Source organism: Secundilactobacillus folii (assembly GCF_009720675.1).
Taxonomy (GTDB): domain Bacteria; phylum Bacillota; class Bacilli; order Lactobacillales; family Lactobacillaceae; genus Secundilactobacillus; species Secundilactobacillus folii.
The window spans coordinates 148398-166828 of sequence record NZ_WNJO01000001.1; the positions used below are offsets into that span (position 1 = coordinate 148398).

Below are 18431 nucleotides of genomic sequence, written 5' to 3' on the forward strand. Positions count from 1 at the left end.
AACGAAATACTAATAAAAATTAAGACAATGTTAAAGTCACCGGCTTATTCCGTAACATTTCTGGGGTTCCTTCAGATTCTGTATCCACAATAAATGACCCGTTTGAATAACGGTTGCTAAGTGGTTGTTCAGCAGGCAAAATGTCGTGCATTCGCCGTCGATCCGTAATGATTTCCAGTGGTGTCGACTCATCCTCAAGCTGTAAGAAATCAACAACTTCGTGTGGTTTAGTCTTCAGGGCATGGAGGACTTGAACGCCCTTTCTAGCTCGGCTAGTCACTGGAATTTCACTTGCTCGCATCTTCTTAAAGGCACCGCGTTGCGTGATCAAAGCAACTTGATCATCATCAGTAACAAGCTGCAGATCAACTACCCGATCACCATCGCCCAATTTCATCGAGCGAACTCCGGTAGTTCGTGCACCGTTGATTGAAACTTCAGCGACGTCATAACGTAGGGCTAACCCCAAGCGAGACATCAATAGAACTGACGTTTTAACAGGCTGTGGCAGGTACATGACCCGCACAACCTTAGTCTCCTTAGACTTCAGTTTTTCATAAACTTGAGCTCTTGATTTATAAGTTCTGCCTGGTAATAGGTTTTCAAATTCGATTCGCTTAATATAACCATCATCGGTCGCAACTAGAAATTCACCCGGAGCTTTCAAGTTGTCAAAGGCAAAGGTGGCAATAATTTGCTCATCATCAGCTAAGCCAATTGTCTGTGAAATATGTTCACCGGTGTCTTTCCAACGGGCATCAGTAATTTCATACACTGGGCGGTAAATCAGATTACCCTTATTTGTAAACATGTAAAGGTGATCCAAGGTACTTAATTTAGCCGTAAAAATCGGGTAATCTTCATCCTTTAAACCGTTATCCTCTGGGTCAGAAGCGTTATATGAACGAACGCCACTGCGCTTTAGATACCCATCTCGACTAACGAGTACAACGACCTCTTCATCTGGAACTGTGACCTCAGTGGAGATCTTCAACGGCGAAATTTCAGCTTGAATCTCAGTGCGACGATCGTTTCGATACTGCTTATTGATCTCGCGTAACTCTTTACGGAGCACCTTATTTAAAGCTTTCGGATCGGCTAGAATTTGTTTATAGTTAGCAATATTAGTCGCTAACTCAGCCGCTTCCTTTTCAAGGGCGGTCACATCGGTATTAGTTAACCGATACAGTTGTAGAGCAACGATCGCATCAGCCTGTTCTTCCGAGAAGTCATAGGTTGAAACTAAGTTGTCACGGGCATCCTTGCGGTTCTTGCTGGCCCGAATAGTGGCAATGACTTGGTCTAAAATTGACAGTGCCTTGATCAAGCCTTCGACAATGTGCTGTCGTTTGGTAGCTTTGTCCAAATCGAACTTGGTGCGCCTGGAAATGACGTCTTGCTGGTGTGCCAAATAAGAAGTCAAAATAGTCTTTAAACCAACGTGTTCTGGACGCCGGTGGTTGATGGCCACCATGTTGAAATTATAAGTGACTTGCAAATCGGTATTTTTAAACAAATAGTTCAAAATTCCCTTTGCATCAGCATCGCGTTTTAGTTCAATGGCAATCGACAGGCCTTCACGGTCAGATTCATCACGGACTTCAGCAATGCCATCAACTTTTTTCATCAACCGGAGTTCGTCGATTCGCTTAACGAGGGCGGCTTTATTCACTTCATAAGGAATCTCGCTGACCCGAATAAGTTGCTTATTACCGCGCAAATCTTCAATTTCCGTCCGTGAACGAACAACGACCCGGCCACGACCCGTTTCATAGGCCTTCTTGATGCCATCGATACCCTGTAAAATACCGCCAGTTGGGAAATCAGGACCCTTTACAAATTTCATTAAAGCGTCTAGTTCTGCTTTGGGGTGGTCCAGCAAATAAAGCAGTGCATCGATCACTTCACCCAAGTTATGCGGCGGAATATCGGTTGCGTACCCTGCCGAAATACCAGTCGCACCATTAACCAGTAAATTCGGAAATTTAGCTGGCAGAACGGTTGGCTCGTACTCGGTATCATCAAAGTTGAGGACCATATCAACGGTTTCTTTATCAATGTCACGCAGCATTTCACCCGCAATTTTACTTAAGCGGGCCTCGGTATAACGCATTGCGGCAGGCGGATCACCATCCATCGAACCATTATTGCCGTGCATTTCGACTAATGGTTCCCGTACCTTCCAGTCTTGACTCATACGGTTCAAGGCTTCGTAAATTGAACTATCACCATGGGGGTGAAAGTTACCCATGACGTTTCCGACCGCCTTAGCAGACTTTCGAAACGGTTTATCATAGGTGTTGCCATCCTTATTCATTGCAAACAGAATCCGTCGTTGAACTGGTTTTAACCCATCACGGATGTCTGGCAGTGCCCGTTCTTGAATAATCGATTTTGAATACCGGCCGAAGCGGTCACTCATGACTTCTTCTAGTGTCAGTTCCTGAATCTTAGTTCCAGCCACTCAAAGGACTCCTTTCTGCTGACTGTAATTTAACTTCATTTTTACTTAGTCGTTGTTGGTTCATGAGCTGAGTTAGCAAGCTCATTGTCTAAAATACTGCCCTCTTCTTCCATGGTGAAGGCAACGTTGTCTTCGATCCACTTCCGGCGTGGTTCAACCTTATCACCCATCAGCGTTGTTACCCGACGCTCTGCTAAAGCAGCATCATCAATTCGAACGCGGACTAGAGTTCGGCCTTCCGGGTTCATCGTGGTGGCCCACAACTGTTCAGCGTCCATTTCACCAAGACCCTTGAAACGTTGGAGCTTGTAACTTTTTAGACCCTTAGTTTTCTTTGCCAGTTCTTCATCGGTCCAAGCGTATTCATCGACTTGTTTCTTGCCACTGCCCTTTTGAATCATGTATAGCGGCGGTAAAGCAATGTAGACTCGTCCAGCGTTGATCATTGGGCGCATATACTTATAAAAAAAGGTTAACAGCAACGTTTGGATATGAGCACCATCATCATCAGCATCGGTCATGATAATGATCTTGTCGTAATTAGCGTCATCAATATTGAATTCAGAACCCACACCTGCGCCGATCGTATAGATCATGGTGTTTAACTCTTCGTTTTTCATGACGTCTTCGAGCTTTGCTTTTTCCGTGTTCAAGACCTTCCCACGTAATGGCAAGATAGCTTGAAACTTTCGGTTTCGCCCCTGCTTAGCAGAACCACCGGCTGAATCACCTTCGACCAGGAATAGTTCATTCTTATCGGCATTCTTGGATTGTGCTGGAGTCAGCTTTCCAGATAGCAGGCGTTCCTTACGCTTATGCTTTTTACCGGAACGACTTTCATCCCGCGCTTTTCGGGCCGCTTCACGTGCGGAACGGGCACGCAACGACTTATGAACTAACATCTGCGCAAATTCGCCGTTTTCCATGAGGTAGTAACCCAACTGTTCACTGACCACGTTGTCCACAATGGCACGCGCTTCGGGAGTCCCTAATTTTTCTTTAGTTTGGCCTTCAAATTGCAAGATCGATTCCGGAATTCGAAGTGAGATAACAGCCGATAAACCTTCACGTACATCGGAACCTTCCAGATTTTTATCCTTATCCTTTAACAGACCAACTTTGCGGGCATACTCGTTGAACGCTTTCGTCCAGGCACTTCGCATCCCCGCCTCATGAGAACCGCCATCAGGTGTCCGGACATTATTGACAAATGACAGCAGCGTTTCGGAATACCCGTCATTGTATTGCGCAGCGACCTCGACTTCAACGCCCTGCTTACTGCCGTCAAAGTACATGATGTCGCCCAGCGTTTCTTTATCCTCGTTCAGATAGGCCACAAATTCTTTGATCCCATCTTCATAATGGAACACTTCTTCTTGTTCTTGGTTGGCCCGTTTGTCAGTCAGTGTGATTTTGACGCCTTTAAGTAAAAAGGCTGACTCACGTAACCGTTCAGCCAAGGTGTTGAAGTTGAAGACGGTCGTCGTAAAGATCGTTCTATCAGGCTTAAAATGCAGTTTGGTTCCCGTATGTTTCCTAGTGTTGCCCTTTTTGATCAAGGTGGTGATCGGGTGCCCACCATCTTTAAATTTTTGCTCATATAACTTACCGTCACGGACGATATCGACTGTGAGTTCGGAGGACAGCGCGTTAACAACACTCGCCCCTACTCCGTGCAAACCACCAGAGGTTTTATAGCCGCCCTGGCCAAATTTACCACCGGCATGCAACACGGTTAAGATCACTTCAGGGGTGGGCTTGCCGGAAGCGTGCATCCCCACTGGCATCCCCCGACCTTGATCGGTAACGGTAATACTGTTATCCGCTTCGATCACAACGTTGATCTCATCACCGTAACCGGCTAGTGCCTCGTCAACGGCATTATCAACAATTTCATAAACTAAATGATGTAAACCTCTCGCATCGGTAGAACCGATGTACATTCCAGGTCGTTTTCGAACCGCTTCGAGCCCTTCTAAGACCTGGATGGATGAATCATCATAAGTTGGCTTTTTACTCGCCACCAAAAAGACTCCCTTCAAACTTCGGATAGTATTGTGACCACGTTATCCCTAACATCTAAAAATAATTCTGATAACTCTTATGAAACATGCTAAAATATTAGCCGTGACACGTCATCATGACAATGGAGGAATGGAACTTGAAACTCGCACTTTTATTATTAATAGCCTACCTCTTAGGCGCAATTCCTAACGGTGTGTGGATCGGCAAACGCTTCTTTCACACGGACATCAGGGCTGAAGGTTCCGGCAACATTGGAACGACGAATACCTTTCGGGTACTCGGACCGGTCGCCGGCAGCGCTGTCTTGATCCTCGACCTCGCTAAGGGAACGGTCGCAACACTTTTACCAATATGGTTTCATATTACCACAAACTTTTCTTCGCCCATGTTGCTACTTTTTGGCCTGATGGCGATTCTTGGCCACACCGTTTCGATCTTCGACCACTTTAAAGGTGGTAAAGCGGTTGCGACCAGTGCTGGCATGCTGCTTGCGTACAACCCGATTCTGTTTGTGATTGCGGCAGCATTATTTGTTAGCCTTATCTATTTAACCAGTATGGTAAGCCTGGCGTCAATGGTAAGTTTTACGATCATCACGATTTTATGCTTCGTGATCCACGATGTTTACCTGTCAATTTTAGCGGTTGGCCTGACGATTTTTGTCTATTGGCGTCACCGTGCCAATATTAAACGAATCATCAATGGCACTGAAAATATGGTTCCATTCGGGCTAGGCTATAAACACCGACAACGGCAACAGGAGAAATAAATTTTGTACTGTGCGCACTCACAAATCTAAGTCTATAAGTAAAAGCGGAGCTATGTCAAAGTTATTTTGGCATAGCTCCGCTTTGATCTCGTAAATCATCAAAAAAATCTGATTTGATAACCAGCGTTAAACGCACTTTGCGGTGCGGCTAGCTGCAGACTCATTTTATTTAAAAATTCACCGTCAGCATTGACGTTATCAGCAATACCCCACCATGGTTCAAGACAGACGAACGGTGCCCGCTTTGGATATGGTGACCAGATCCCCACGTACGGGGCGTTCTGCAAGGTGAGTGCCACTCCATGATCGTTCAGTTGGGTACTCAGCAACAACGTCGTCTCAACGTGATCCAAGTCGAGGATCAGTGCGTCACGGTCAAATAAATCATGGTCAAGAACCATGGGCGTCGTTAAATTCAGCATCTTTTCGTGTTGAACATCATTATAGGGTCCGTTCAGCGGAATTTGCGGGTAAGTTTTCTTTGGTGCGACGGTCACTGAATAGTTTTCAAACCCGCCTTCCTCAGGAATCAGAGGCACATTGAAAGCTGGATGACCACCAATCGAGAACGGCAAGGTTTCATCTGAACTAGGATTAGTCACAGTATAATGCACCGAAAGTGTATGCTCATCCAGTTCAAAGGTGACGCGCAAATCAAAATCAAACGGATATTTAGCCTTTGTTTCAGCAGTCGCGTTAAGTTGAAAAACGGCGTGGTCATCTTCATGTTCAACCACCATAAAGTCCATATCACGGGCAAAACCATGCTGGGTCATGTGATACGTCTGACCATTAAGACGATATTGGTCGTCTTTTAAACGCCCAACGATTGGAAACAAGATTGGTGCGTGTCGGCCCCAAAATTTAGGGTCAGCTTGCCAGAGGTATTCAAGGTGGTCGTCAACGCTCATGACGCTACTTAATTCAGCACCATGTTCGTTGATTTGGACACGCAAAGCATCATTTTTTAATTCAATCACTATTCAAGACCCCGTCTTTCTTGGATTTTAATAATTAGTATAGACCACTTGTTCCCCTTTTTCAAGCAAAAGTGCATCATGTCGGTCTTAATAGAAACTATTCAAGACGTACAAAAGCTTGCTTTGGAGATGATTCGTGACTACAATTAACTTGAAAACAATGCTAAATCAATCACAAGAGGCGATTAAAAATGACATCTGCTGTTGCTAATTTACCGACCACCATGAAGGCCTGGGCAGTTACAGAACCCGGCCCCATCGACGGTCCAAAAAGCCCGTTGACGTTTACGACTAAACCAGTGCCAACGCCACAACGGGGAGAAGTCTTAGTCCGAGTCTTGACCTGTGGTGTCTGTCACACCGATTTACACGTTGCTGAGGGCGATTTACCAGTCCATCAAGCTCACGTTACCCCTGGACACGAAATTGTCGGCGAGGTAGTCGCAATGGGTCCTGACGCTAACCGGTTTAAGTTGCATGACCGAATCGGTGTCCCGTGGTTGCGTTGGACTTGTGGTGTCTGCAAGTTTTGCCGTTCAGGTCGTGAAAATCTGTGCCCGTATTCCAAATATACGGGGTGGGATCACGATGGTGGCTACGCTGAGTTCACCACCGTTCCCGAAGGCTTTGCTTACAGGATTCCAGAACGCTTTGATTCGCAAACTGCCTCACCACTGCTCTGTGCAGGCATTATTGGCTACCGAGCATATCGGCGGGCTAACGTCCCTGCTGGCGGTCGCTTAGGCCTTTATGGGTTTGGTGGTTCAGCCCACATTACCGCCCAACTGGCAATCGATCAAGGCATCGAAGTCCACGTTTTGACCCGTGGTGCGGACGCCCGCAAGTTTGCTTTAAAATTAGGTGCTAAATCAGCTGCTGGGGCGTATGACATGCCACCAGTCAAGCTCGATTCCTCAATTATTTTTGCCCCCGTGGGTGATATCGTACCGACCGCGCTAGCAGCTCTAGCACCAGGTGGTACTCTGGCTTTGGCTGGGATTCACTTAACTGATATCCCGTCATTAAATTACCAGGATCACATTTTCCACGAAAAGAACCTGACCAGCGTTGAAAGCAACACCCGTCGTGACGGCGAAGAATTTCTAACCTTGGCTGACCGCTTAGACATTCACCCACAGACGATGCCATATGCATTTGACAAAGCGGATGAAGCTCTGCGCTACGTTAAGAAAGGTGACATCAGCGGCGCTTGCGTTCTGAAGATCGGTGAAGATTAATTTACTGACAAGCAAATAAACATTCGCATGTCTAATATCATAGTTTAAAGTGCTTAATTAGATTTCCAGCACAACAATAAAGCGATATCAAGCAATTTTCCTCTGAAAATTCCGCTGATATCGCTTTTTAGTTGTGTGAATTTAGTCAATTAAGTGCCACTCTCGATTTAACATTAGAGAATGTAGCGAGACAAATCTTTATTCTTAACGATGTTACCAATTTTATCATTAACGTAGTTTTCAGTAATGGTAATATCACCCATCTGCATGTCAGGTCCCTCATACAACAGGTCTTCTAGTAATTTTTCCAAGACGGTGTGTAATCGACGAGCACCAATATTTTGGTTTTCATGGTTCAACTGATATGCCAGTTCAGCAATTCGATTGATGGCTTCGATAGTAAAGGTGACCTTCACGTTATCAGTGCCAATCAAAGCAATATACTGCTTGATCAAAGCATTATTAGGCTCAGTTAAGATCTTCACGAAGTCTTCTTGGCTCAGTTCTTCGAGTTCAACACGAATTGGGAAGCGACCTTGCAGTTCGGCAATTAGGTCACTTGGTTTGCTTTCGGAAAATGCACCAGCAGCAATGAACAGAATGTGATCCGTATTAATTGCCCCATACTTCGTTTGAACTTGAGTACCTTCAACAATCGGTAAAATATCGCGTTGAACACCTTCACGAGAAACCTCACCACTATTTTGCTGTGACTTTGAGGTAATTTTATCAATCTCATCTATGAAAATGATGCCAGTATCTTGCGCCCGTTTGATGGCATCGTGATTGATGTCACCTTCGTTAACTAAGGTTTCAGATTCTTCCTGGATCAGAACTTCCCGCGCTTCAGAAACCGGCATATTTCGTTTAACACGCCGTTTGGGCATCATTTGACCCAGCGTATCGCTCAAATCGATGCCCATCTGGTTCATCATCGGGTTATTGCCAGCCATTGCTTGTTGCGGATCATCCATCTCTATTTCAACTTCCTGATTTTCCAGCAAGCCATTAGCAAGCTGGTCAGACACTGACATACGTTGGTTTTTGACCTCGTCAGTGACTTCTTCTGTTGGCTGATCAGCTGCCGGTGCTTTACCCTGTTGTAACTGAGAAAACATGTTCATCAGGTTAGAGAAATCTGCTTGCTGATTTTGCTTGGGCTTTTTACCTGGTACCAGCAATTTCACTAACCGGTTATTAGCCCGTTTAGTAGCTTCCGCCCGAACGTTTTCGAACTGCGAGTCCTTCTCCATTTTCACCGAAACGTCGACTAAGTTACGAACCATTGATTCAACGTCGCCACCAACGTAGCCAACTTCAGTGAACTTGGTAGCTTCAACTTTCACGAACGGTGCTTTTACGATCTTGGCGAGACGGCGGGCAAGTTCAGTTTTACCAACCCCAGTCGGTCCAATCATCAGCATGTTTTTAGGTGTGATCTCATCTTGCATGTCCTGCGACAGCTGCATACGACGATAACGATTACGAAGTGCAATGGCAATCGACTTTTTCGCCTCGTCTTGGCCAATGATGTACTGGTCAAGCAGTGACACAATTTCGCGTGGTGTTTTTGTAATTGGGTCCAAATTGAATCCCTACTTTCTATTCAGTCTATGCGTTTATAATTCTTCTGAAATAATGTTGTGGTTGGTGAAAATATCGATGTCCCCGGCAATTCCGATGGCAGTTTCGGCAATTTCACGAGCCGACATATCTGGTGCGTGGTGGTGTAAAGCAACCGCTGCCGCCTGGGCGAAGTTACCGCCTGATCCGATGGCTAAAATGTCATCGTCTGGTGCGATAACTTCGCCAGAACCTGAAACCAGTAACATATCCTTATCGTTCATGACGATCAACAGCGCTTCTAGCTTTTGCAGGTTCTGATCAGAACGCCAATCCTGTGCTAATTCAACGGCTGCCCGTTCAAGGTTGCCACTGAATTCGTTTAATCGGGATTCAAATTTTTCTTCAAGTTTAAAAGCGTCCGCAACACTGCCGGCAAAGCCAACGACCACTTGATCGTTGTAGATGCGGCGAACCTTGTGTGCGGTACCCTTCATAATCACTTTTTCACCCATCGTAACTTGACCGTCACCGGCCATGGCGTTGTGGCCGTTATGGCGTACCGCAACAATGGTTGTTGCTTCAAATTTAACTGGCATCTGTTATACCCCTGCTTTCTTTAATCATGAGTGGCACGTGGAAAGTAACGTCGGTAATCGCGTTGCAGCTGGGACTTAGTTACATGAGTGTAAATCTGGGTCGTCGACAAACTGCTGTGACCCAGTAACTCTTGCACCGTCCTTAAATCAGCCCCGTGGTTAAGCAAATGCGTTGCAAATGTATGCCGCAACATGTGCGGATGAATGTCACCCGTTAAACTGCTTCTGGCAATCATTTGATTCAACACATACTCAACACCAGTTGACGTGATTGGATCCCCGTAGTGGTTGATGAACACCACCTCATGCTGCTTGTGAAACCGCTCCATAAGTGCTTTTCGGGCTCCTGATAGGTACTTTTCAAGGGCGTCCTTTGCATAATGACCGAATGGCACGTAGCGTTCTTTATTACCCTTCCCATGAATCAGCATTAACTGACCGTCAAAATCAACATCGGCTAACGTTAACCCACAACACTCGCTCACCCGAATGCCTGTGCCGTATAGCACTTCCAAAATCGCACTGTCCCGCTCAGCAAGCTGAGAATTGGGATTTTGCGTTGCCGCCTTAAACAGCGCAGTCATTTCTTTCTCGTAGAAAAAACGGGGTAAAGGTGCTGGCCGCTTTTTAAGGGTGACGTAAGCAAACGGGTTCGTTTGCATCAGATCTTCGCGAATCAAAAAATCGTAGAACGAACGTAAACTCGAAATTTTGCGGGCAATGGTCGTACGCGCTTTATGGTCATCGTAAAGTTGACTGAGGTAAACTTGAACGTCCAACTTGGTAACTTGCTTGAGGTCGGCGTTACCACCAGTATTGCTTAAGAAGCTTTGAAACGCCTGCAGATCTTCGCGGTAGGCCTTCACCGTATCCGCCGAATACTGCCGTTCACTTTCCAGGTAGGTGATAAACAATTGGACTGGTGTTGCCATGTAAATCGCCTCCATGATGGTAATTTAACAAAAAACCAACCCTGATGCAATACATTTGGTCAAGGTTGGTCAAACTTAATCTATTTGTAACTTATTTTTGAATAGCTTCTTCATAATCACCGTTTGGACAAACGACTTGAATGCCACCCTTGATCTTCTTCTCGACAAGGAAATGACCATCTTTTGGACAGTCGCGTCCTACTGGTTTGTCCCAACTAACGAAATCACAGTCCGGATATCGAGAACAACCGTAAAATAACCGGTTCTTCTTCGATTTACGTTCGATGACTTGACCTTCATGACACTTCGGACAGATCACACCAATTTCCTTGACGATCGGTTTTGTATTGCGACAGTCAGGAAAACGGGAACAAGCGTAGAACTTCCCGTAACGGCCCATTTTTACCACCATTGGTGCACCACAGATATCGCAGTCAAATCCAGCTGGTTCATCCTTGATCTGAATCTTTTCGATCGTATCTTGAGCGTGGCTCACTTCATGAGAGAATGGTTTGTAGAAACTGTCCACCACTTTGACCCAGTTTTGATCGCCTTCTTCGATACCATCAAGTTCCTTTTCTAAACCAGCAGTAAAGCCGATGTCAACGATGTCTGGGAAATAGTCTTGAATGATCGAGTTGACGATTTCTCCCAGTTCAGTGGGTTCAAAACGGCGGCCAACTAATTTGACGTAATACCGTCTTTGAATCGTATCCAGCGTTGGCGCGTAAGTTGATGGCCGACCGACACCGTTTTCTTCCAGCGCTTTGATCAAGTTAGCTTCTGAATAACGGGCAGGCGGCTGAGTAAAGTGTTGCGCCGGATCAGTCTTAGCGAGTTTCACCTGATCGCCCTCTTTTAAGTCAGGCAAAAGATTATCCTTTTCCTTGCCATCCTTATAGAGTTTTAAGAAACCTTCAAACTTAAGCTTTGAACCATTAGCTTTAAAAGTTACACCGTTTTGTTCGATAGTCACAGCCATGGTATCCATCACTGCGTTGGTCATTTGACTTGCCATGAACCGGTTCCAGATCAACGAGTACAGTTTGTACTGATCATTGGTCAGATACTGCTTTAAATCGGCAGGAGTTCGGTAAACAGATGATGGCCGAATTGCTTCGTGAGCATCTTGGGCACCCTCAGGTAATTTACCTTTGATTGGCTTAGTGGCAGCGTATTCGGCGCCGTATTTTTCGTGAATAAATGACGACGCTTCGTGCTTGGCAATCACCGAGATTCGGGTTGAATCAGTCCGCATATAGGTAATTAGCCCCTGTGAGCCTTCCTTACCGATATTGATACCTTCGTAGAGCTGCTGAGCGGCCATCATGGTCTTGCGAGTTCGGAAATTTAGCCGTTTATTGGCTTCCTGTTGCATTGCCGAAGTGGTAAACGGTGGTTGTGGGGTCCGACGACGTTCCTTGCGAGTAACCTTAGTAACGTCAAATGGTTTGTCACGATCCAACTGGGCGAGTACTTTTTGAACCTCATCGTTGTCCGGCAACGGATGTTTCTTACCTTTTAAACCATAAAAACTAGCGTTGAACTTGGTGCGTTTGAGTTTAAATTCAGAATCGATCGTCCAATACTCTTCAGGCACAAAGGCCTTAATTTCGTTTTCACGGTCAATAATCAGCTTGAGCGCGATCGATTGCACTCGGCCAGCACTAAGTCCCTTTTTAACTTTTTTCCAAAGCAGCGGTGAGATCGAATAACCCACTAACCGGTCGAGAATTCGACGCGCCTGTTGAGCGTCAACTAGGTCCATATCAATACTGCGCGGGGACTTAAAGGCGTCCTTTACCGCATCCTTTGTGATTTCATTAAAAACGACCCGGTTTTTAGCCTTCGGATCTAAGTTAAGTAAGTGAGACAGGTGCCAGGCAATCGATTCGCCTTCACGGTCCGGGTCAGCTGCCAGGTAGACTTGCTTGGCTTTTTTGGCCTCGGAGCGTAACTCTTTAATCACGTCACCCTTACCACGGATGGAGATGTAGTGTGGATCGTAATCATTGTCTACATCGACACCCATTTTACTTTTTGGCAGGTCACGCACATGACCTAAACTAGCCATGACCTTATACGTCCGCCCCAAATATTTTTCAATGGTTTTTGCTTTTGCTGGTGATTCCACGATCACCAATTTTTTTTGAGGCTTTCGCTTTTTACTTTTTTTCGTTGATGTTGCCATCCAATTACCCCTTTTAACGAGTTCTCAATATTTAGTGATTTGTTAATACTAAATCTTTCACATCATATTTCATTAAATTTGGATTGTCAACTAAGAAAGATTTGAGAATCTTCTATTATATACCGAATATTGATGTCGGTTAGGGGTCATACAAATCAACGAATCTGGCCTATACCACCTGTCTAGGCGGGTATTCCTCCAAAATATCTTTAGCGGTCAAAACGGCCTTTGCACCCGCTTGAATTAATTGATTACAGCCCGTAGAAAGCGGGTCATCTATCCGGCCAGGAAAAGCCATAACTTCACGATTATTTTGCAGGGCTAAATTAGCGGTGATCAAGCTGCCACTTTTTTGGCGAGCCTGAACGACCACTGTAGCTTGGCTTAAACCTGCGATAATTCGATTTCGTTCAACAAAGTGGTATTTTTTACCGACTTCGTCCAGCGGGTATTCGGATAAAACGAGCTCGTGTTTAGCCATATACTGCTGTAGACGCTGACTGCTAGCTGGATAACTGAGATTTAATCCGGTCGCAATCACCCCAATCGTATGGCCACCTTCCCGTAACGTCAGTTGGTGACTGAGACTATCAACACCGGTGGCCAAGCCAGAAACGATGACAATCTTTTCTTGAATCAGTTCGGGCAGGATGTCCCGTAACGTTGTCTGTGAATATTGGCTGTTTTCGCGGCTCCCCACAATACTCAGTAAGCGATCTGCGTTCAGTAGATCGAGGTTGCCCTGGTAAAATAAAACGACTGGCGGTAACCAACTTTCCTGAAGCATTAGCGGGTATTGAGGGTCGAACATGGTGAGATACTTGGTTTCTTGCTCATGTCTTTCTAACTCTTGAGTGACCTTGCGACTCATAAAACTCGTCTCAAAAAGTTTTCGAGTTCGACTGGTTAAGCCGGCAATCTCACTGATTTCTTGGGGCAATAGACCCTTTAACCGCCCTGGGTTCGCAGCCAGCCACTGGGCAACTAAATAACGACCCTTGATCCCGATACCGGGTGTTAAATGCAGTCGGAGCAAAAATTGATTTAGATTCACTGATGCCACCTCGTAGTTTCTTTTAAAAATAACTACGAGAAATCAGTTAAAATAGTTCGACACCGGTGCAAAGGTTTGACGGTGAATCGGACAAGGCCCCAGACTGTCTAGCCCCTGTAAATGGGCTTTTGTGCCATAACCCGCATTGTGCGTGAATCCATATCCAGGATACATGACATCGTAAGTCTGCATTAAATGATCTCGAAAAACCTTTGCGACAATACTGGCAGCCCCAATTGAGACACTTTTGGCGTCGCCGTGGATTAGTTTAAGCTGAGGGATTGGTGAATCAATTTGCATGGCATCAATCAGCAGTTGATCTGGGTGAACTTGAAGCTGCTTCACAGCGGTCAGCATTGCTACTCGCGTTGCCTGATAGATATTCAACTGGTCGATCTGCTGATTTGAGACCACGCCAATACCGACTGAAACGGCTTCATTTAAAATTTGAGGGTAAAGCGTTTCTCGTTGATGATCCGACAACTGTTTAGAATCGTTAACCTCAATCACGTCAAAGTCTGCCGGCAAAACGATGGCGCACGAGACAACTGGGCCAGCTAACGGTCCACGGCCCACTTCATCGATCCCCGCGATGCATTGATAGCCTTTTTGTCGCGCCTGTTGCTCATAAAAAAAGCGCTGCTTAAAAGCGCGCTTTTCAACGGCTAATTTTGCCAGTCGCTGATGAGTGGCTTGAATCAACCTTTGAACACCAACCCTTGGATCATCAGCATACTGGTTAAACAGCGAGTCATTAGTCGAAGTGACCATTTTGAATGCTTGGCGAAGTGTACTGATCGAAGGCGCTTTACTCAAGGTCATCAGCCCCCATTCGATTCAATGTGTAACGGCCAAGTTTACCCTTCCGAACGTCCAAAATAAGACGGTTACTTGCCCTTTCGTAATCATCTTTCATCCCAAATTGTTTGGTCAATTTTAATAGAAGATCAACATCACTCAAAGCAAAATCTGCTTCACTTAATTTATAGCGAGTGATCAGCGCTTGCGGATAATACCGTCGGAAAAATTTCAGTGCGTATAGTGCCACATCATCGCTAGCAAATCGCTGATCCTTAATTGCCCCGGTCAATGCTAATGCCTGGCCAGTCTCTTCATCTTCGAACTTGGGCCATAAAATGCCTGGAGTATCCAGTAGTTGTAATTTCGACGATGAACGCAGCCACTGCTGCCCCTTGGTCACTCCTGGCCGGTCACCAACTTGAGCTGCACGCTTGTTGACTAAACGGTTAAGTAAGGTGGATTTACCGACGTTCGGAATTCCAACTGTAATCGCACGAATTGGTCGTTCTTTCAACCCTTTTTGTTCTTCGTGGACCAACTTATCACCCAGAATGTCCTGGGTAATATGAGTAATAGTTTTAGTGGTAATGTTAGCTTTTGAGTCCACCGCAATCGCTGGTAAACCACCCTTTTTAAACGATTTGATCCAGTTTTTAGTCTGTTCTGGGTCAGCCAAGTCGCTTTTAGTCATAATGATCAGGTGTGGCTTATCCTTAATAATGCGTTCAATTTCTGGATTACGCGATGACTGTGGAATTCGTGCGTCCACCAGTTCAAACACAATATCTACCACGTGTAAATTTTCTTCCAGCTGACGGATGGCCTTTGCCATGTGACCTGGAAACCATTGAATTGTTGCCATAAATGACTCCTTTCTGCTAGTCTTGATCGCACTCTTGATACATTCTCCACGCCTCATCAAACACCGTCATGGAAGGCAGATACGAAGCATTTTCCTCTAAATACTTAGATAATGGATCAAAATGCGTCTCCTGCTTTGGAAAGCTCTGATCGTAAAATGCGTTATTAGCAAATTCTGCTACCGGTTCATAATCTTCTGGATTGCGCTGCGTCATCAGGAATTGATAAAAACTTTGTCGCATCAATAATCCCCCTTTATGATTACGTCTTTGGTACTAAGACTTTAAATTCAAAGTGACCGGCACCCGCCATATCAATCTTTTCAGCGCGGTACTGGACCCCCTTAGTTCTGAACTGATGAAGATTCATGGTAATTGTTTTTTGTTTGGTGTTCAATTCGACCCAGTTGGGCAGATTATACTGGGAACGGATGTAACTCATCACCGTTTTCACAGGTACGTTTAACTGACCCACGGCCAATTTCTTAGCTGTCAGTTGCACATCGCCATTGGCAAGCACTTTTGGCGTTAATGATAGCCCAAAGTTGACTGGTAATCCCAGTAATTTAGTCTGCCCAGTAATGACCACATCATCGTTGACTTCAAACTTATAAGTAACTTTTTTCTGACTCTCATTTTGGTAGCGATTTAGATAGTAAGCTGCCATGGCGTTAAGCTGCTGTTTATTTAAATTGACGTTAAAACTAGCTGCCGTTGGTTTCTGGGCGGTTTGGGTCGTCGTCACTTTTGGTGCTGAATAGATTTTCACCGCGGTGAACCCAATTCCTAATACTAAGACTATCACCAGCGCAATAAACCACCATTTCCAGGGGTTAAAGCCTCTTTTTGAAACTGTTTGCGTGCTGCGATGTTGCTGTCGACTCGTGGTTTCTTTCAAAATGTCACCTCAATATTTAAATTACCGGCTCCGCCAAGTTACATGCTTAGATATGGCCTGCATGAGCTTATTGGCCATTACCTGATAACCCTTTCGATTTGGGTGGAAATGGTCGTGCGTAGACAGGTAAGCGTTCTTTTCCTTACTGTCCTGCGTCTGGAGTAATTTCTCAACTTTTGTGGGATCTACAAAGGCTTGATTATTAGAGCGATCCTCAGTTTGTAATTTGGCCTGTGCACTGGCTGATTGATACTGGCCATACGTTAACTGTTGGTTGACGTTCACAAAATACGTTCGTGGCATTGTTTCAGCCACAGTTTGGTTGACACGGTTCCATTGATTGACCTGCGTACTGATCATCTTAGCATTTGTAAAGTAAACGTAAACCGGATTATAAATACCAAACAAGTAAATCTGAGCGCGAGGATTAACTGTCCGCACGTCACGTATCATATTGGTCAGTTTCTGCTGATATTGGGTCTTTAATGGCGCCATTTTCTTGGTTAACTGAGAATCGCTGCTGACCAGAATGTTTTTCTCGAGATTTTGCAACAGATCATTCCCACCGGCAGTTAATGTGACAATATTAGCACGCCGCATGCTTTGCCGCAATTTAGTATTTTGACGAATTCGCTTATCAATTTGATCACTGCGCTGACCACCAATGCCATAATTAGCAGTTCCAGTTTTGACGTAGTACTTTTTATTCAATGCCTGTTTTAAAATCGGTAAGTAACCTTGATGATCATTATCGTAGCCAATCCCTTGGGTCAGTGAATCTCCCACTGCTACGATCCGCACCGTTCGTGGCTTGATTACCCTTTTTACTGCTGCTGGCATTGATGAACTGGTCTGCTGAGACTGCCACCAAAACCAGCCACCTGCAAGGACGGCCAGAACAACTACGATGCCAATTATAAATTTATACAAACGTCGCATTTTAAAACCCCTTCACTTTAAAGATAACAAATGAGATGGTCGCTTGGCCATCTCATCAGCTAATTATCGGATTCAACTCTCAATTAATCGTCAAAATAATACACTAGTGCAAACGCCCCAGGTCCACCGTGAGTTGCAATGATCGGCACGGTTTCACGAACCAGAATATGAATATCTGGGAACATTGGTTGGATATGTGACACCAATTTTTCGACCATCGGTTCCGCGTGAACGTGCGAGATCCCGATAGCCTTGATATTCGGGGTATTTTTCATCTGTTCATAAACTTGGTCGTAAAATCTGTCAATGGTCTTCATCCCACGACCCTTAGTACGAATGTTGAGTTGGCCATCCCCAACCTGTAAAACGATTTTAATGTTTAACAAGTTTGAGATTGCACCCGTCATGCGATTGATTCGACCGCCCTTAACCAGATTATCAAGGGTCATCACGCCCATGTACAGGCGGGTGTGTGCCTGCACACGCTTTGTACCAGCCACGACCTCGTCCACAGAAGCACCCTTTTCGGCTAATTTAGCGGCCTCTATACACTGGAAAGCTAGTGCCCGATCAGTTGTGCCACTATCGACCACCGTCACGTCAGACTTGGAAATTTTGGCTGCCTGTTCTGCAGTGTGAACCGTACCGCTGATAGCCTCCAACATGTTCAAACAAACCACCGGACTGCCATCAGCACCTAACTCATCAAAGACCTTAATAAAGTCTCCCAACGGCGGCTGGCTAGTCTTAGGAAACGACTTGGAGTGTTCCATTTTATTAATGAATTCTTCATTGGTGATAGTGTGCCGTTCCACGTAAACGACATCATCGATCATAACCGTTAAAGGAACGATCGTAATGTGGTACTTTTCAACTTCCTCGTCGGTCAAGCCAGCCGAAGAATCTGTTACAATTTTAACAGTTGCCATGATTGATTATAACCACGCTTTCTTCCCCATTGTAGGTGTTTTCATGCTACAATTATCTTTGTTCCATGAAAACGATTCGTAAATAGTATAGCAGATGAACCAATGTGTAACAAGGCAACGAATCGCCCTTTCAAGGCTTATGCCAGTCAACTTTAACGTACATATTGCAGTTGATCAGCCATCAATTTA

16 protein-coding genes are annotated in these 18431 nt (G+C 45.2%); 2 read left to right on the forward strand and 14 right to left on the reverse strand.

Going from position 1 to position 18431, the window contains the following annotated elements:
- Positions 1–19 precede the first annotated feature (19 nt).
- Together parC and parE are read right to left on the reverse strand one after the other, a co-directional pair.
- Positions 20–2464, reverse strand: coding sequence for a DNA topoisomerase IV subunit A (parC, locus tag GM612_RS00730; RefSeq protein ID WP_343031730.1), 2445 nt, complete (start codon positions 2462–2464; stop codon positions 20–22).
- A gap of 41 nt (positions 2465–2505) precedes the next feature.
- Positions 2506–4488 (reverse strand): DNA topoisomerase IV subunit B, encoded by a 1983-nt coding sequence (gene parE, locus GM612_RS00735; RefSeq protein ID WP_343031731.1) that lies wholly within the window; start codon positions 4486–4488, stop codon positions 2506–2508.
- 122 nt (positions 4489–4610) lie between these two features.
- Between parE and plsY the strand changes: the two genes are divergently transcribed.
- On the forward strand, positions 4611–5258 hold the full coding sequence (gene plsY, locus GM612_RS00740) for a glycerol-3-phosphate 1-O-acyltransferase PlsY (protein WP_155430647.1): 648 nt from the start codon (positions 4611–4613) through the stop codon (positions 5256–5258).
- Positions 5259–5356: 98 nt separating this feature from the next.
- Here the strand turns inward: plsY and GM612_RS00745 are convergent, their stop codons facing one another.
- Positions 5357–6241 (reverse strand): aldose 1-epimerase family protein, encoded by an 885-nt coding sequence (locus tag GM612_RS00745; protein WP_343031748.1) that lies wholly within the window; start codon positions 6239–6241, stop codon positions 5357–5359.
- A 188-nt stretch (positions 6242–6429) separates the two neighbouring features.
- Here GM612_RS00745 and GM612_RS00750 point away from each other — a divergent pair, with 188 nt between their 5' ends.
- The gene (locus GM612_RS00750) at positions 6430–7476 is read left to right on the forward strand and encodes a zinc-dependent alcohol dehydrogenase family protein (RefSeq protein ID WP_155430466.1); all 1047 of its coding nucleotides are present in this window, start codon (positions 6430–6432) and stop codon (positions 7474–7476) included.
- Between the two features lie 173 nt (positions 7477–7649).
- Here GM612_RS00750 and hslU read toward each other — a convergent pair whose 3' ends face one another.
- From hslU to GM612_RS00805, 11 genes are all read right to left on the reverse strand, one after another.
- Entirely contained in the window at positions 7650–9062 is a 1413-nt protein-coding gene (gene hslU / locus GM612_RS00755) for an ATP-dependent protease ATPase subunit HslU (protein WP_155430467.1), read from the reverse strand.
- 33 nt (positions 9063–9095) lie between these two features.
- Complete coding sequence (gene hslV / locus GM612_RS00760) at positions 9096–9638, reverse strand: ATP-dependent protease subunit HslV (protein ID WP_155430468.1); 543 nt, start codon at positions 9636–9638, stop codon at positions 9096–9098.
- Positions 9639–9658: 20 nt separating this feature from the next.
- Positions 9659–10585, reverse strand: coding sequence for a tyrosine recombinase XerC (xerC, locus tag GM612_RS00765; protein ID WP_425500317.1), 927 nt, complete (start codon positions 10583–10585; stop codon positions 9659–9661).
- Positions 10586–10661: 76 nt separating this feature from the next.
- Positions 10662–12761 carry a type I DNA topoisomerase gene (gene topA / locus GM612_RS00770; RefSeq protein ID WP_155430470.1) on the reverse strand — a complete coding sequence of 700 codons (2100 nt, stop codon included), beginning with the start codon at positions 12759–12761 and terminating at the stop codon, positions 10662–10664.
- A gap of 169 nt (positions 12762–12930) precedes the next feature.
- Positions 12931–13815, reverse strand: coding sequence for a DNA-processing protein DprA (gene dprA / locus GM612_RS00775; protein WP_155430471.1), 885 nt, complete (start codon positions 13813–13815; stop codon positions 12931–12933).
- Between the two features lie 42 nt (positions 13816–13857).
- Positions 13858–14637, reverse strand: coding sequence for a ribonuclease HII (locus tag GM612_RS00780; protein ID WP_155430472.1), 780 nt, complete (start codon positions 14635–14637; stop codon positions 13858–13860).
- Positions 14624–15478, reverse strand: coding sequence for a ribosome biogenesis GTPase YlqF (gene ylqF, locus GM612_RS00785; RefSeq protein WP_155430473.1), 855 nt, complete (start codon positions 15476–15478; stop codon positions 14624–14626). Before ylqF ends, GM612_RS00780 begins: the two co-directional genes overlap by 14 nt.
- 16 nt (positions 15479–15494) lie before the next feature.
- Positions 15495–15719: a YozE family protein gene (locus tag GM612_RS00790; RefSeq protein ID WP_155430474.1), complete on the reverse strand. Its 225-nt coding sequence runs from the start codon at positions 15717–15719 to the stop codon at positions 15495–15497.
- Between the two features lie 19 nt (positions 15720–15738).
- Entirely contained in the window at positions 15739–16374 is a 636-nt protein-coding gene (locus tag GM612_RS00795; RefSeq protein ID WP_155430475.1) for a YpmS family protein, read from the reverse strand.
- Between the two features lie 21 nt (positions 16375–16395).
- Entirely contained in the window at positions 16396–17313 is a 918-nt protein-coding gene (locus tag GM612_RS00800) for a GDSL-type esterase/lipase family protein (protein ID WP_155430476.1), read from the reverse strand.
- Between the two features lie 83 nt (positions 17314–17396).
- On the reverse strand, positions 17397–18242 hold the full coding sequence (locus tag GM612_RS00805; RefSeq protein ID WP_155430477.1) for a DegV family protein: 846 nt from the start codon (positions 18240–18242) through the stop codon (positions 17397–17399).
- Between the last annotated feature and the right edge of the window lie 189 nt (positions 18243–18431).

Excerpts from the sequence above, each read along its gene's own strand:
- plsY (WP_155430647.1), top strand. The coding sequence starts at position 4,611 with ATGGAGGAATGGAACTTGAAACTCGCACTTTTATTATTAATAGCCTAC.
- GM612_RS00750 (WP_155430466.1), top strand. The coding sequence starts at position 6,430 with ATGACATCTGCTGTTGCTAATTTACCGACCACCATGAAGGCCTGGGCA.
- hslV (WP_155430468.1), bottom strand. The coding sequence starts at position 9,638 with ATGCCAGTTAAATTTGAAGCAACAACCATTGTTGCGGTACGCCATAAC.
- xerC (WP_425500317.1), bottom strand. The coding sequence starts at position 10,585 with ATGGAGGCGATTTACATGGCAACACCAGTCCAATTGTTTATCACCTAC.
- topA (WP_155430470.1), bottom strand. The coding sequence starts at position 12,761 with ATGGCAACATCAACGAAAAAAAGTAAAAAGCGAAAGCCTCAAAAAAAA.
- GM612_RS00780 (WP_155430472.1), bottom strand. The coding sequence starts at position 14,637 with ATGACCTTGAGTAAAGCGCCTTCGATCAGTACACTTCGCCAAGCATTC.
- ylqF (WP_155430473.1), bottom strand. The coding sequence starts at position 15,478 with ATGGCAACAATTCAATGGTTTCCAGGTCACATGGCAAAGGCCATCCGT.
- GM612_RS00790 (WP_155430474.1), bottom strand. The coding sequence starts at position 15,719 with ATGCGACAAAGTTTTTATCAATTCCTGATGACGCAGCGCAATCCAGAA.
- GM612_RS00800 (WP_155430476.1), bottom strand. The coding sequence starts at position 17,313 with ATGCGACGTTTGTATAAATTTATAATTGGCATCGTAGTTGTTCTGGCC.
- GM612_RS00805 (WP_155430477.1), bottom strand. The coding sequence starts at position 18,242 with ATGGCAACTGTTAAAATTGTAACAGATTCTTCGGCTGGCTTGACCGAC.